We start from the raw sequence: 14,390 nt of genomic DNA, 5'->3' as shown, positions 1-14,390 counted from the left end.
CATGGCCTGCCGGGGGCGCAGCCTTCCGTTTCGGCTGCCGCCCTGCCTCACCTCCCGAGGGTGATTTGGGCGTACTGCCTAACCGTGGGTCAGGGACTTGAAGTTGGCGAGTACGACGCCGAGCGCCGCCGCGACGAAACCGGTCAGCAGCGCATTCGTACGTGTACGGCCGGACAGGCCGCGTGCCGCGCAGCAGAACACGAACAGGAGGATCAGCGTGACCCAGCGGGACAGCGTGAAGGCGAGGCGCTCGGCGAAGAGTCCGAAGCCGGCCAGGACGAAGAACAGGATCGGCGCGACCGCGGCCGAGAACGCGGTGGAACGTTCGGCGGCCGTCCGCCGCCGCTCGCCCCACGTGGGCGGGCGGCCGCGCTCCACTTCCTGCCCGATCAGCGAGGCGAAGGCCTCGGCGGCCACGATGCCGGTGAGCGTGGTCGCGAGCACCAGGGCGGTCTCGAACGCGGGCGGCGGGTGGTCCTCCAAAGCCAGCAGGAGCGACAGGACGACGATGCACCCGTACACGCCTCGCGCGGCGAGCAGTCCGGCCGTCGCCGCGGCGAGCCCGTGCCCCTTCCGAAGCATCACCCGGGGGCTGCCGTGGGGACGGACGGCTTCTCGGGGGTCTGCTCCGCTGCCTCAGGTTCCTCGGGCTCGGCCGAGCGCGCGAGGAGCGTGACGAGCACGACGTATCCGGCGAGCAGTACCGCCACGACCAGCAGAGCGGTCCACGAGGAGAACAGCAGGGCCACGACGGCGGCCACCACGACGCCCGTGACACGGAGCACGTCGAGGTGCCGGTGGACCCAGGTCCGCAATCCGCCGCTGGTGGCCACCTGTTGGGCGGTGCGCGCGGTGAACCGGCCGGTGGCCTTGGCCCCTTGGACCGTGTACCGGCGCAGCGCCTTCGGAAGCCGCCCCGGACCCACGAGATAGGCGAGTACGGCGAGGACGATGCCGAGCCAGAGCAACTGGTCGCCCCGTTCGCGCAGAGTGGTGAAGACCGTGTACAGGGCGGCCTGGACGCCGTCGCGGTAGACGCCCTCCGGGAGCGCCGACAGGAGCTGGTCCCGCACGGCACGGAGCACGGCGGCCAGCACCGTCACGGAGATGACGAGCCACAGGCCGAGCTGAAGTGCCGTGCGGCGGCGGTTCGGTGAGACCCACAACGCGACGCCGAGCAGTACGAAGGTGCCGATGACCAGACCGGCCACGCCTCGCTTGAAGAGGAGCACGGCATCCTGGAGCGGGCCGAGCTTGTCCCTGTCGTACAGGGTGATCTGTCCGAAGTCGGCGGGCAGTGAGACGCCGAGCGCGTCCTCGATCCTGTCGTGCAGGCCAGGGGGGATCTGTCCGGTGCCGATGGCCGGCAGGTCGAGTTCCTTGCCGAAGAGGGTGGGCAGTTGGTCCTCGACGGCCTTCAGGACGTCGTTCATGAGCGGCAACAGGTTCAGCGTCACCGTGGTGCCTTCCACCGACACGTTCTCGGCCCGGTCCTCAAGGACTGCGATGATCCGTGCGTGCGCGGTGCGGTTCGTCCGCTCCCACAGCGACTGGAACGTGTCCGTCCGCAGGAGTTCGGAGACCTTGTCGCGTACGAAGTCCCGTACGGCTCCGTTGACCGGTGCCGCAAGGAACGAGGCCTTGGGGGGCAGCGCTTCGGCCAGCCGCGTCTCGACGTTCAGCTTGCCGTAGAGCTCGTCGGTGAGGAACTTCGTCACCGCCGCGTTGATCTCCCGCTCCTGTGGCAGGGGCCCGACCGTGGCGACCCAGCGGTCCGTGTTCAGGGTCGTCCGCGCGCCCCAGACGCCGATCACCGAGGCGACCGTGCAGAAGCCGACCAGGGCGATGAGCACGGCGGCGATGGTCCTGCGCACCGTGAGGCCGAAGCTCCGCCGCCGGGTGCGTGCCGCCGCCTCGGCGCGCAGCCCCGCGACTTCCTCGCGCAGCTGCTCCACTTCGCTCCGGTCACTGTCCGGTTTCGCCGGAGACTTCGGCCCCTCGGGTCCGGCTTCTGACATGACTCCCCCTCGGCCGCAGCGCCGGGCGACTTCGCGCCGTCGCCGGTGCGGTCACCCTGGGGCCTCCGGGGCGCCCCTCCATCACCCCTTGCGGGTGACGCGCGGGCACGCGCGGTGCGACTGGATGGAGGCGACGTCGACCGGAGGGAGACACACCATGGTCACGATCGGACCGGTTCAGATGCTGGCCGTCGAGTTCGGGCCGGACGCCAAGTTCGCGGGAAAGATCATCGAAGAGCTGGAGAGCCTGGAGCGCTTCGGCTTCATCCGCGTCATCGATCTGCTGTTCATCCACAAGGAGCCGGACGGCACGATCTCCGGCCGCAACTACCAGGCCGAGGGCATGGGCACCACGATCGCCGCCCTGCTCGGTCTGGAGACCAGGACCCTGCGGGAAGTGGAAGCGCTGGAGGAGATGGCGGACGAGGGCTATCCGTTCGGCCTTTCAGTGGACGACATCAGGGAGATGGCGTCCGAACTCGACCCCGGGACGTCCGCGGGGTTCGTCCTGCTCGAGCACGTATGGGCGAGGACGCTGCGGCGCGTGATCCGCGAGGCCGGAGGCAAACCCGTCGCCGAAGGGTTCCTCACTCCGGAGACCCTCGGCCCCGTGGCCGCCGAGATCGCCGAGGCGGTGCGCGCGCTCGACGCGGCCGCCGCCGAAGAGACGTCGCAACGCCATGCCCGCAGGCGTCTGGGGCGGCTGTGATGACCGAGCTCGTCGTTCTCGGCTTCTCCGACAGGGAGAAAGCCGAAGAGGTGATGCGCCTCGGTGCGGACCTGTCACGTCAGGAGCTGCTCGACCTCGAGGACGCCGCGCTCGCCTGGCGGACGCCGGACGGAAAGGTCCACGTCCAGCAGGCGCACAGCACCACCGGGGCGGGAGCGGTGACCGGCGCCGTGTGGGGGACGCTGTTCGGCATGCTGTTCCTGATGCCGGTGTTCGGCGCGGCCGTGGGCGCCGCGGCGGGCGCGGCGGCCGGACGTCTGAGGGATGTGGGCATCGACGACGCCTTCATCAAGGAGGTGGCCGCGACGCTGGAGCCCGACCGGGCCGCGGTGTTCGCGCTCGTGCGCAAGTCGACGCCCGACCGGGTGCGCGAGGCACTGCGTCCGTTCGCCCCGACAGTGATCCGTACGTCGCTGACGAAGGAGCGCGAGGAGGAGCTCGTCGCGGCGCTGCACGGGGTCTGAGGGGCCGCTCTTCCCGGATCGGCTCCCGCTCTCCTCACCCGGGTGAGATGGCGGACGCGGACGATGCCGTCTCACCCCGCCCCGTCCGATACTGGCCTTTCGCACAACAGCCTGAGCAGTGGAGGCGGTGTCGCGATGTCCCGGTCGGAAGAGACGTCCTTGTCATCCTTGCCGGAGCAGTTCCTGACGCTCCACTCCAAGGTCGGCATACCTCCTCTGCCGGCCTGGGCGATTGCCAGGCCACGGCAGACGGAGTGCCTCTCCCGAGGGGCGCTCGGCCCGCTGACGGTCGTGGCCGGGCCCGCCGGCTCCGGCAAGTCGACCCTCGTGCTGCTCTGGGCGCATACGGGGAAGGTGCCGGGACCACTGGCCTGGGTCTCCTGCGACAGCGGCGACGAGCTGCCGGGCGTCTTCTGGCCCTGTGTGCTCGAAGCGCTGCGCCATGTCGGTGTCGACGTCACCGCGACCGGTGAAGCCCCGGCGCGCGGCGACGTCCTCGACTACGTGTTCATCGTGCGTCTGGCCGCCGGGCTCACCGCGAGGAGCACACCGGTCGTCCTGGTGCTCGACGACTTTCATCCCACGGCCGGCTCCGCCCTCGCCGAAGGGGTGGCCTACCTGCTCAAGCGGGCCGGTGCCGCGCTGCGCCTGGTCGTCGTGGGCCGCCGGGACCCGCCTCTCCCCCTGCACCGCTCCAGGCTGGCCGGTGAACTGTCCGAGATACGCATGGACGACCTGGCCTTCAGCGACCGGGAGACCGCCGCACTCCTCGACCAGCACGGCGTCTCGCTGTCGAGGCCGTCGGTCCGTGCCCTGCGGGAGCGCACCGAGGGGTGGGCGGCCGGTCTGCGCCTCGCGGCCATGTCGATGACCGGGCACAGCGACCCGGAGGGCTTCGTGCGGGAGTTCACGGGTGACGACCAGACCGTGGCGAGCTATCTGCTCGAAGAGGTTCTCGACGCCCAGTCCACCGACATGCGGGGCCTCATGCTGGCGACCAGCGTCCCGGAACGCGTCAACGCCGAACTGGCCACGGCGCTGGTCGGCCGCACGGCGGGCCGGCTCTTCTCCGCGATGGTCGAACAGAACGCCTTCTTCCGCCCGTTGGGGCACGGGTGGTATCGCGGCCACCAGATGCTCGTCACTTTCCTGCGCCTGCGCCTGCGCCACGAGACACCCGGCCTGACGGGGGAACTGCAGCGGAAGGCCGCCGTGTGGTTCAGCGGTCAGGGCCTCCTTGCGGAGGCCGTGCGCAGTGCGGCCGAAGCCGGGGACTGGCCCTACGCGAGCCGCCTGATCGTCCATCAGTTGGCCATCGGTCAGGCCCTGGGACTGACCGACGACCGCTTCACCGCCGAACTGTTCCGGAGGATGCCGCATCACGCGGTGACCCGTTCCGCGGCCCGCCACGAACCGGAACCCGCGTTGCTCTGCGCGGCGGCGGCCCTGTCCCGAGGCGACACCCCTGCCTGCGACGAAGCGCTCGGCCTCACCGAGCGGGCCCTCACACGCCTGTCGGACACCGACGCCGAGCACAGCGCGAGGATCCGCCTGACGCACTCCGTGATCATCATCCAGCGCACGCGTACCAGCGACCTGCCCGCCGCCGTGCGCGCGGCGTCCACGGTGCAGGCACTCTTCGGCGAGGTTTCCCCCGAAGCGCTCTCCGAACGGCACGAGTTGAGAGCACTCGTCCTTTCGACCCTCGGCGGCGACGAACTGCGCGGCGGCCGGCTGAAGGCCGCCGAGACCATGCTCCTGACCGGCCTCTCCGCGGCGACGGCGGTCGGCAACAGCGCCCTGCGCCGCAGCTGTCTGGAGGACCTTGCGCTGCTCCAGGCGCTCCGGGGGCGGTTCCGTGCGGCCGCCGAGTTCGCGGCGAGGGCCGAACACCCGACCCTTACGGCCCGGTCCCACCCCGAGCGCTCCGGAGCGGCGGTGCTCGTCGCCAAGGGCTGGGTGGATCTGGCCGGCGACCGGCTCGCGGCCGCGGAGTGCGAGCTGAGCAGGGCGGGGGCCGCGCTCCAGTCCTCACCCGACCCGTTCGTCCGGGCCGTTCACGCACTGGTCCTTGGCCTGACGAGCATCGCGGAGGGCCGCGGCGACCGCGCGCTGCGCACCTTGGCGAGCTCGCGCGAGCACGTGACCGCTCCTTGGCTCGTCCAGCGACTCGATGCCGCGGAACGGGAGGCGCACGTCACGCGGCCGCGCCCCGCGGGCGGCTTCCGCCCGGACGGCGACCGGACACGGGCACCGGATGCCGCGCCCCCGCAGATCTTCGGATCACTCAGCGGGCGCGAACTCGACGTACTCGTCCACCTCGCGCAGATGATGACCACCGAGGAAATAGCCGCCGAGCTGTATCTGTCGGTCAACACGGTCAAGACCCATCTCAAGAGCGTCTACCGCAAATTGGCCGTGACCCGGCGGACGGCCGCCGTACGGCGGGCACGCGAGTTGCGTCTGCTGTGAGAGGCGTGACCGCACCAGACGGTGCGGTCGGTGCGGAGCCGGGTCACAGGAGCCGGAGTCCGCGGGCCCGGCTGACCGCTTCCTCGCGGGAGGTGACGTCGAACTTCCGGTAGATGGAACGCACATGACTCTTGACGGTGTTCACCGATACGTACAGATCGGCACCGATCTCCCGAAGCGACTGTTCGCCCTGCAGCCGTCGCAGCACGACCGCCTCGCGCTCGGTGAGCCGGACGGCGGGCTCCGGCGTCCCGAACACTTCTGCGGTCGGTCCCGGCGGTCGCGCCGCCCGCTTCTTCGCAGACGGCCGGACCGGGCGCGAGGAGGCCAGGAGGGCGGATGCCTCCTCCGTCAACGCCTCGGCGAGCGGAGGGTCGTGCAGCGAGTACGCGATGTCCGCGAGCACATCGGCGACCCAGGACGCGGACAGGGAGACCGCCGACTCCACGGTGAAGCGGTCGCAGCCGAGCGCCCGCAGCTCCCTGCGCAGCGCGGCCACCCGCACGGAGCTGATCTGATCGCGGGTCAACATCGAATGGCGCGCCGTCCGTTGGGACATCGTGGGCATGTCCTCACCCCTCAAGAGGAATACCTGCTTCTGCCCACACATCCTGGGGCTGCTCCACCCGGCCCGCCAATATCTAGGTGTCCTCCGCTCCACCCTCGGTGCCCGGGCCGCCACCACCCGGAATCCTCCGCACCTCCACGAGTTCGAGCCCGAGTGACTGGATCCGGTCCAGGATCCCGTACAGCGCGGCCTGGTCCAGCGACGAGCCGCGCAGCACGGTCTCCGCGGGATGCACCGAGATCGTCAGCTCGCTGAACGCCTCCCACAACGACTCGCCCACCCTGCCGGTGATCCGGATCTCGAAGCCGTCGGCCGCCGCGGCCATGACGCCACCTCCGTCCGGAGCGGGCGGTATGCACCGCATCCTCGTCCGGCCCCGGGAACCGGACATCACCCCGCGTGGGTGAGTGCGGCTCCGGGCCCGCGCGGGATGCTCGCCCCTCACCTCAGGGGAGGAGCCACTGATGACTCAGCGAACTCTGGCGGAGAGGAATCCGGCGGCCGTCGGATTCTCGGTGCTCGCCGGCTGCCTGATGCTGCTGGTCGGCGCTTACCACGCGATCGCGGGGCTCGTCGCGATCATTGACGACGACTTCTACGTGGTGACGCGCAACTACACGTACGAGTTCGACACTTCGGCGTGGGGATGGATCCACCTGCTCTCCGGCGTCGTCGTCCTGGCCGCCGCCTTCGGCGTGTTCGCGGCCCGCGCCTGGGCGCGCGTCATCGGCATGATTCTCGCCGGAGCCAGCGCCGTCGAGAGCTTCTTCTTCATCCCGTACTACCCGGTCTGGTCCGTCACCATCATCGCCTTGGACGTCATCGTGATCTGGGCCCTGGCGGTGTATGGCAGGCAGCCGTCCGGGCACGCCTGACGGCTGCGCAGCACCACCCTTCAGGGGGCGAGGACCTTGCTCTTCGCCCTCTGGTACTCCTGATCCGTCAGCGCCCCCGCCTGCCGGAGCTCGGCGAGCTGCGTCAGCTGGCTCGTCCCGGCGCTCCCCGGTCCAGCGGATGCTTCGCGTACGTACGAGCGGAACGCGGAGTCGCGCGCCTGGGCCTCATGCAGGTCCCGTTCACCCATCGACCGGCCCCGGGCGATGAGGTACACGAACACTCCGATGAACGGCAGCACGAGGACGCAGAGGAGCCAGCCGGTCTTCGCCCAGCCACCGAGGTCGTGGCTGCGGAAGATGTCGGTGATCATCCTGAACACCAGGATCAGCCACGCCGTCCACAGAAAGAACCACAGCATGGTGAGGAACAGGTTCATCAACGGATAGTCCATCGTGTGCCTCCTCGGCAGTCGGTGAGACGCACCGTGGTGCGCCTGGCTCCGCGTCGCCTCACCCCCGCCGGGTGATGTCCTCGCGGGGCTGCGGGGCGAGAGTCGGCGGCACGAGCCCGAAGAGCGGGTGTGCCGAGAGAAGAGGCCTCGCCATGACCGGGAGCCGGACCGCGCATCTCACTCCGCAGGAGCGGGCCGCCCGCGGCAGGGCGGCCCGCGGCTTCGTGCCGCGCTCCGCCCACGCGGAGTTCACACCGCAGCCGGACCGCGCGGATCCGGTGGACGTGCTCGAAGCGCAGTCGGCGGCCCGGGTGCCGGAGTTGGTGCCCGTGCGGTACGCACGGATGCTGGAGTCCCCGTTCCGGTTCTACCGGGGTGCCGCCTCGATCATGGCTGGTGACCTGGCGGGCACGCCGAGCACCGGCATCGAGGCGCAGCTGTGCGGCGACGCCCATCTGCTCAACTTCCGGCTGCTCGCCTCCCCGGAGCGCCATCTGATGTTCGACATCAACGACTTCGACGAGACGCTGCCCGGGCCGTGGGAGTGGGACGTCAAGCGGCTCGCGGCGAGCCTGGTCATCGCCGGCCGGAACAACGGCTTCGCCGAGGCGGAGCGGGCGACCGTGGTGCACGGGGCGGTGCGGGCGTACCGCGAGTGGACGGCCCGCTTCGCCGGCATGCGCCACCTCGACGTCTGGTACACGAAGATCGAGGCGGACGATCTCTACCGCGCGCTGCGCGACGGCGGCAATCGTGTGCTGCGTACGAGGACGGCCCGGGCCCTGGCCAAGGCACGCACCCGCGATCATCTGCACGCATTCGAGAAGCTCACCCACCTGGTCAAGGGCGAGCGCAGGATCACGCCCGATCCCCCACTGATCGTCCCCGTCGGCGATCTCCTCCCGGACGTGGAGCGCGATCAGCTGGAGGAACAGATGAGGGATCTCATCGAGCGGTACGGCGAGAGCCTGCCGTCCGACCGGCGGGCCCTGCTCGACCAGTTCCGCCTGGTGGACATGGCCCGCAAGGTCGTCGGGGTCGGCAGCGTGGGCACCCGCTGCTGGATCATCCTCATGCTCGGCCGCGACGAACAGGACCCCCTGCTCCTCCAGGCCAAGGAGGCAGAGACCTCGGCACTGTCCGCGTACACCGGTCCGAGCGCGTACGAGAACCAGGGCGAGCGGGTCGTCTCGGGCCAGCGGCTGATGCAGGCCACGAGCGACGCCCTGCTCGGCTGGGAGCGGGCCGAGGGCATCGACGGACGCCAACGGGACTTCTACGTACGTCAGTTGCACGACTGGAAGGGCATCGCTGCCGCCGACACCATGAGCCCGCGGGGCATGAGGATCTTCAGCCAGGTCTGCGGTGCGACCTTGGCCAGGGCCCACGCCCGCTCCGGCGACCGCATCGCCATCGCCGCCTATCTCGGTCGGGGCGACATCTTCGACCGCGCCGTCGCGAAGTTCGCCGAGGCGTACGCGGACCAGAACGAGGACGACTTCCGGGCCCTGGGCCGGGCGGCCCGCGCCGGGCGGGTCCGCACGGATGCGCTCTGACGCGGGCTCAACCACCGGTCGAAGGGGGTCTGCTGGGCCAGCAGATACCCCAGGGCGATGCCCACGGTGATGACGACGAACAGGACGATGAGCCAGGAGAGCAGGGTGAACACCGAACCGACGGGGCCGTACCGGTCAATGCTCTCGTTCAGGGCCCGCGGCAGGTAGAGCCGGGACACCGCACCACACACGACGATGCCGCATCCGGTGAGCAGGGCTCCGGGCAGCAGCGGCCCCCACGGCACACGTTTTCCCAGCAGGAGGTGCTGGGTCCACCACCACATCAGGACGGTGGCGCCCAGCGCGAGCGGGAATCCGACCAGGGGGCCCGCCCCGAAGCCGTCCTGGCAGGCACCGTGGAACACCAGCGAAGCAAACCACCCGAACAGCCAGGCGAGCCACCGCCATACGGCAGGCCTGCCTCCCGCGGGCGGCAGGTGCCAGGCACGCTCGCACAGCCGCTGCAGCGTGCGGCTGACGGCGGTGGCCGACAGCAGCACCATGAGGACGCTGAACGCCCCCCACGACTCACGGGGCGGTGGCGGGCCGGTCGTGAACTGCCGTGCCTGGTCCGCCGAGACGCCCTTCAGGCCGAGGAACGCACGCAGCGAGGCGAGCAGTTCCTCGCGCACGACCGGCGGACCGAAGGACACCACGACGAAGGCCACGGGCAGGGCGGCCAGAAAGACCTGAGCCGCGAGGCGGGTCGCGGTGTCCAGGACATTGACGTGCGCCAGCTGCGCCACCACGCGACGCGCCTCCCCGGTCGGCTTCGCCAGCGCACCCCTCAACTCCCCCACCACGGCCCGCACGCGCGCGTGCGGCCCCGTCACCTGGTACCCCAGTCGTAGAGCACCGCGGTGCGCACCAGCAGGTCTTGGATCGAAGCGTTCCGGCGGCTGACGAGAACCCAGAAGAGCCCCAGCGGAAGGAGCACGCACAGCACGGCACGCAGTGCTGCCCGCCCGGCGGGCACGGGACGGCCGGAGGCACAGACGACGCGCAGGCCGGCGAACTGCTTCCCGGGCGTCCGGCCCGCCACCGTCCAGCCCGCGGCGAGGTATCCCACGGCGATCAGGGAGCTGCCCGCGGCGCCGCCCGGCCTCGGTGGCTGCGGCAGCGCGAACGGCGCGCCGGTCAGCACGTAGTCGCCCACGCCGTACAGGAGCAGAGCGGCTGCGCACAGGGCGCCGACGAGCCCGACGTCGATCACATCCGCCACCGTCCGGGAGACGATCCCCGCTCGCTGCCCCTGGACCGCGGGCGGCCGGCTCACGGTTCCTCCGGCCACCGCGACGGTCCTGCCGTGTTGCGCTCGGCGGACCGGAGCATGACCCGGTCGGCGATGCGGCTCAAGAACCGGTCCGCGCTGACGCTGCGGTCCCGGAAGGCGTCCACCGTCTCGACCGCCATCGTGCCGCTGGACTCACGGACGATGCCTGCGAAGTCGATCTCGTCGAGCACGCGCCGCACCAGATCGGCGAGATCGAGACGGGCGATCACCGCTTCGAGATCCGCCCGCGCCACCACCGCATCGACATCAATCCTGGCGGCGACACGGTCGACGTCGATACGGTCCGCAGCCCGATCCAGGTCGAGTCGGCGCGCCGCGCGATCCAGGTCTATGCGGTCCACCGCTCCGTTCAGATCCGCCTGGGCCAGTACGACGGACGCCACCTCCTTGACGACCGCCCGGACGAACCCCGCGGCCAGTTCCCGATTACGCTCCTGGTCCGCCGCCCCGCGTTCTCCCCACTGCACCAGCAGCCGCCACGACGAGACGAACGGCTCACGTGTCACCACCGGGCGCGCGGCGAACGCGACGACCGCGCCCACCCGGGAACCGGCTCCCCGGACCACCCGGGCAGAGCGTCGCTGGGCGGCGACCCCCCAGGCCACGGCCGCGCAGGGCAGCAGGCGGAACAGTTCGGGTTGCCGCCCCGGCGCCGTGCCGTCGGGGTCCTCGGGGGCCTCGGGGTCGAGCAGGCGCCGCAGACCGGACCCGGTCAGGCCCAGGAGACCGAACACCGTGCGCAACGCCTGTTCCGACAGGCTGTGCGCCTCTTCCGCTCCGCTTGCACTCATCCGCGAACTCACCGCCTCCGACCACGACACCGTGGAACAGATCCGGCCAAGTGTCCTCACCCGTGGCAGGTGACACGCCAAAGGCGCGCTACGGGATCACGGAAGCGACGGCCGACACGCCACGCAGGTGCTTGGGGCCGACAGCCGCTCGCAGGGAAGCCGGATGACCCATCCGCCGGCCTGGATCGCCGAGACGCATATGGCGCATAGCCTGACCCTGGTCGAGGGACTGACCGACCGCGATGTGCTCGTACGCATCGGTGGTGAGCCGGAGAGCGCCTCGCGGCCGCGTCGCGCGGCACCCGGCTGATCGGCTGCTACAACGGCGACTCGCTGGGCTTCGTCGAGCACTGGGTGGACGGAACGCTGATCACCAAGTTCGACACGCGGCAGCCCGGACTCCGGCACGAGCAGCGAGGCGATGACCCCGACCGGCGACTACACCGGGGTCCCCCTGAGCCCGCATCAGGTCACCTTCGGCCTGATGGCCAGGCTTTGCGTACGACGAGTGAGGCGGTGCGGGGCGCTGATCGGCACGACCCCGACCACGCACTGTCGGCCGCGCACGCGCCGCCCGAGCAAGCGGTCTTCCACGACGCCCGCAGCCCCTTGGCGGAGCCCGATGCGTCGTCCAGCCGCAGCGTGTTCTCGGTGTGCCACAGCCCCTCCTTGATGGAGGTATTGCCGTTGTGCTCCTTGGGGTCGAGCTGGATCTCCTGCGTCGCCGTGAACACGGCCCTGCCGGTCGTCCGCTTCATCTTGAGATCGATCACGGTGTACGTGAGCGACACCCGGCCGCAGGCATCGGTGCGCGTAGAGAACCAGCCTTGACCTGCTTGCAGCCCTGCTCGAAAACGTCCGCGAGGACTTCCTTGCAGCCGATCGCACGGCTCCCCCTCATCATGAGCACGCCAAAGAAGTGATCACGATGCCACGCCCTCTGTCACACCTGGGCTCGACCCAGGGCAGCGAACAAGGCGTCGAGGGCGGCCGGGTAGGCACGTTCGGAAGGGGCGGCGAAGCCGATCAGCAGGCCCTGCGGACGGTCGGCGGGGTCGTGGTGGAGTTCGGTGAGGCCACGCAGGGCGAGGCCGTGATGGGCACACCTGGCCAGGAGTTGGTCCTCGGTGGGGCCGTCGGAGGGGAGAGTGACAAGGGTGTGCAGGCCGGCGGGTACCCCGTGGGCGGTAAGGCCGGGGCGGGCGGCTACCCGGTCGAGGAGGAGTTCGCGGCGTCTGCGGTAGCGCAGGCGGGCGGCGCGGACGTGGCGGTCGTAGGCGTGCGTGGTGATCAGGTCGGCGAGGACGAGTTGCCCCAGGGTCTCGGTGTACAGGTCGGCTTGCTGTTTGGCCCGCATCACCGGTTGCACCAGGTGGTGCGGTAGGACCATCCAGGCCAGACGGAGGGCGGGGCCGAGCGTCTTGGACGCGGTACCGCAGTAGACGACTTGATCGGGTGCGATGCCCTGGAGGGCGCCGACGGGCTGGCGGTCGTAGCGGTACTCGCCGTCGTAGTCGTCCTCGACGATCAGGCCGCCTGTGGAGCATGCCCAGGCGCACAGTGTCCGGCGGCGGCTCGGATGCAGCGGAACGCCGGTCGGGTACTGGTGCGAGGGGGTGAGGAACACCGCTCCTGTGCCCGGTGTCAACACATCGGCGCAGGCGCCGTGGGCATCGACGGGCAGAGGGAGGGTGGTGAGCCCGGCGCGCTGGACGACTTCGCGGAAGAGGTTGTGGCCCGGGTCCTCCACGGCCGCGGTGTGGGTACCGCTTGCGGACAGTACGCCGCTGAGCAGGCCCAGGCCCTGGTAGTAGCCGGAAGTGACCACGATGCGGTCCGGGGTTGTGATCACGCCGCGGGTGCGGCCCAGGTAGTCGGCGAGGGCGTTGCGCAGTTCGATACGGCCCTGTGGGTCTCCGGCGCCGAAGACCTCGGGGCGCGCGTGGTTGAGCACGCGGCGGGTGGCGGCGAGCCAGGCTCGGGTGGGGAAGGCGCTGACGTCGGGGAGCCCGGGGCGAAGGTCGTGGCGGGGAGTGGTCGGCGCGGGTGCGGGGCACGACGCGGGGGCCTGGGCGCGTTGCGGCGCCTCGGCCACTTTGGTGCCCGCTCCTGGACGCGTGGCGAGGTGGCCCTCCTCGACCAGCTGGGCGTAGGCGGCGCTGACGGTGCCCCGCGAGAGTCCGAGTTCCTGGGCAAGCCCGCGGGTGGACGGCAGGAGCGTCCCGGCGGGCAGGCGTCCCTGGCGAATCGCCGCCCGGAGCGCGGACTCCAGGCCGGAGCGCCGCCCGCCTGCGGCGTCGAGGGAGATGAGCAGGTCGAGCCGGGAACTGGACCAAGAATTTGGCATGAAACTGGATCTTAATCCTGGTCCGGTGACCCTCTACGTTCGAGGTCGAAAGCATCCAGCACACCGCGACGAAAGGACCCCAGCGGTGATCGTGATCGCTCACCTCAGCGACACCCACATCGACGACGGGCACCGCAGCTCCGAGCGCACCCGGGCCGTCATGGACTACCTCGAAAGCCTCCCCTACGACCTGGACGCGGTCCTGGTCACCGGAGACATCGCGGACCACGCCCTGCCCGCCGAGTACGAGCAGGCCCGCTCGCTGCTGACCTCCAGGCACCCGGTCGTGATCTGCCCCGGCAACCACGACGAACGTGCGGCGTTCCGGCAGTTCCTGCTGGGCCAGCCGCCCTCGGCGGCACCGGTCAACCAGGTGCACCGCACCGCCGACTTCGTCATCGCGCTGTGCGACTCCTCGGTGCCGGGCAAGGACGAGGGCTTCCTCGAGGACGAGACCCTGGCGTGGCTGGAGGACGTCCTGGCGCAGGCCCCGGCCGAAGTGCCCGTGCTCGTCGGCTTCCACCACCCGCCGACCTTGCTGCACGTCCCCTTCATCGACGGCGTCCGCCAGTTCGGAGCAGAGCGCCTCGCCGCGCTGACGGGCCGCCACCCCAACCTCGCGGCCTTCCTGTGCGGGCACGCCCACACGCCGGCGGCAACCACCTTCGCCGGACGCCCACTGCTGGTGGCACCGGGAGTGGTCTCCACGCTCCGGCTCCCCTGGGAACAGCACACCCACCCCGAGGACTACGTCCACCTCGACCAACCGCCCGCGCTCGCCTTCCACGTATGGGACGACGAGGGACGGCTGACCACCCATTATCGGTGCGTCATCAACTGATCATGTGGCTAGGGACGTTGA

15 protein-coding genes and 2 pseudogenes are annotated in these 14,390 nt (G+C 70.6%); 7 read left to right on the top strand and 10 right to left on the bottom strand.

The genetic code is table 11. From position 1 onward, the window contains the following. Positions 1-78 precede the first annotated feature (78 nt). Positions 79-582, bottom strand: a complete 504-nt coding sequence (locus OG453_RS37360) for a hypothetical protein (RefSeq protein ID WP_266872976.1) — start codon at positions 580-582, stop codon at positions 79-81. Next, positions 582-2,018: pseudogene (locus tag OG453_RS37355) on the bottom strand (hypothetical protein); the annotation flags it as partial. The pseudogene OG453_RS37355 and the gene OG453_RS37360, both read right to left, overlap by 1 nt. 157 nt (positions 2,019-2,175) lie before the next feature. On the opposite strand from OG453_RS37355, the gene OG453_RS37350 reads away from it, so the two are divergent. The 3 genes from OG453_RS37350 to OG453_RS37340 all read left to right on the top strand — a co-directional run bounded on the left by OG453_RS37350 (position 2,176) and on the right by OG453_RS37340 (position 5,684). After that, positions 2,176-2,727 carry a DUF1269 domain-containing protein gene (locus OG453_RS37350; RefSeq protein WP_266872975.1) on the top strand — a complete coding sequence of 184 codons (552 nt, stop codon included), beginning with the start codon at positions 2,176-2,178 and terminating at the stop codon, positions 2,725-2,727. Then, positions 2,727-3,212, top strand: coding sequence for a DUF1269 domain-containing protein (locus OG453_RS37345; RefSeq protein ID WP_266872974.1), 486 nt, complete (start codon positions 2,727-2,729; stop codon positions 3,210-3,212). The genes OG453_RS37350 and OG453_RS37345 overlap by 1 nt, the downstream gene beginning before the upstream one ends. A 159-nt stretch (positions 3,213-3,371) precedes the next feature. After that, complete coding sequence (locus OG453_RS37340) at positions 3,372-5,684, top strand: LuxR C-terminal-related transcriptional regulator (RefSeq protein WP_266872973.1); 2,313 nt, start codon at positions 3,372-3,374, stop codon at positions 5,682-5,684. Positions 5,685-5,727: 43 nt separating this feature from the next. On the opposite strand, the gene OG453_RS37335 is transcribed toward OG453_RS37340, so the two are convergent. Together OG453_RS37335 and OG453_RS37330 are read right to left on the bottom strand one after the other, a co-directional pair. After that, positions 5,728-6,252 carry a LuxR C-terminal-related transcriptional regulator gene (locus OG453_RS37335; protein ID WP_266872972.1) on the bottom strand — a complete coding sequence of 175 codons (525 nt, stop codon included), beginning with the start codon at positions 6,250-6,252 and terminating at the stop codon, positions 5,728-5,730. A 73-nt stretch (positions 6,253-6,325) separates the two neighbouring features. Beyond that, the gene (locus tag OG453_RS37330) at positions 6,326-6,577 is read right to left on the bottom strand and encodes a hypothetical protein (RefSeq protein WP_266872971.1); all 252 of its coding nucleotides are present in this window, start codon (positions 6,575-6,577) and stop codon (positions 6,326-6,328) included. A 139-nt stretch (positions 6,578-6,716) separates the two neighbouring features. Here OG453_RS37330 and OG453_RS37325 point away from each other — a divergent pair, with 139 nt between their 5' ends. Beyond that, a complete protein-coding gene (locus OG453_RS37325; RefSeq protein ID WP_266872970.1) occupies positions 6,717-7,127 on the top strand; it encodes a hypothetical protein in 411 nt (136 codons plus the stop codon). A gap of 20 nt (positions 7,128-7,147) precedes the next feature. On the opposite strand, the gene OG453_RS37320 is transcribed toward OG453_RS37325, so the two are convergent. Continuing rightward, complete coding sequence (locus OG453_RS37320; protein WP_266872969.1) at positions 7,148-7,540, bottom strand: SHOCT domain-containing protein; 393 nt, start codon at positions 7,538-7,540, stop codon at positions 7,148-7,150. Positions 7,541-7,692: 152 nt separating this feature from the next. On the opposite strand from OG453_RS37320, the gene OG453_RS37315 reads away from it, so the two are divergent. After that, the gene (locus OG453_RS37315; RefSeq protein WP_266872968.1) at positions 7,693-9,096 is read left to right on the top strand and encodes a DUF2252 domain-containing protein; all 1,404 of its coding nucleotides are present in this window, start codon (positions 7,693-7,695) and stop codon (positions 9,094-9,096) included. A 44-nt stretch (positions 9,097-9,140) separates the two neighbouring features. Here the strand turns inward: OG453_RS37315 and OG453_RS37310 are convergent. The 3 genes and pseudogenes from OG453_RS37310 to OG453_RS37300 all read right to left on the bottom strand — a co-directional run. Continuing rightward, positions 9,141-9,842 (bottom strand): annotated as a pseudogene (locus tag OG453_RS37310) (YhjD/YihY/BrkB family envelope integrity protein); the annotation flags it as partial. 83 nt (positions 9,843-9,925) lie between these two features. After that, positions 9,926-10,372 (bottom strand): RDD family protein, encoded by a 447-nt coding sequence (locus OG453_RS37305; protein ID WP_266872967.1) that lies wholly within the window; start codon positions 10,370-10,372, stop codon positions 9,926-9,928. After that, positions 10,369-11,181, bottom strand: a complete 813-nt coding sequence (locus OG453_RS37300; protein WP_266872966.1) for a hypothetical protein — start codon at positions 11,179-11,181, stop codon at positions 10,369-10,371. The genes OG453_RS37305 and OG453_RS37300 overlap by 4 nt, the downstream gene beginning before the upstream one ends. A gap of 163 nt (positions 11,182-11,344) precedes the next feature. On the opposite strand from OG453_RS37300, the gene OG453_RS37295 reads away from it, so the two are divergent. Next, positions 11,345-11,491, top strand: a complete 147-nt coding sequence (locus OG453_RS37295; RefSeq protein WP_266872965.1) for a hypothetical protein — start codon at positions 11,345-11,347, stop codon at positions 11,489-11,491. A 160-nt stretch (positions 11,492-11,651) separates the two neighbouring features. Here the strand turns inward: OG453_RS37295 and OG453_RS37290 are convergent, their stop codons facing one another. Continuing rightward, the gene (locus OG453_RS37290; protein WP_266872964.1) at positions 11,652-11,939 is read right to left on the bottom strand and encodes a hypothetical protein; all 288 of its coding nucleotides are present in this window, start codon (positions 11,937-11,939) and stop codon (positions 11,652-11,654) included. Positions 11,940-12,124: 185 nt separating this feature from the next. After that, positions 12,125-13,528 carry a PLP-dependent aminotransferase family protein gene (locus OG453_RS37285; RefSeq protein ID WP_266872963.1) on the bottom strand — a complete coding sequence of 468 codons (1,404 nt, stop codon included), beginning with the start codon at positions 13,526-13,528 and terminating at the stop codon, positions 12,125-12,127. An 85-nt stretch (positions 13,529-13,613) separates the two neighbouring features. Between OG453_RS37285 and OG453_RS37280 the strand changes: the two genes are divergently transcribed. Beyond that, positions 13,614-14,369, top strand: a complete 756-nt coding sequence (locus OG453_RS37280; RefSeq protein WP_266872962.1) for a metallophosphoesterase — start codon at positions 13,614-13,616, stop codon at positions 14,367-14,369. Positions 14,370-14,390: the final 21 nt, after the last annotated feature.

This window comes from Streptomyces sp. NBC_01381 (assembly GCF_026340305.1).
GTDB lineage: Bacteria > Actinomycetota > Actinomycetes > Streptomycetales > Streptomycetaceae > Streptomyces.
The sequence above is the reverse complement of the archived record's forward strand: the minus strand, read 5'-3'. Positions and strand labels throughout refer to the sequence as shown.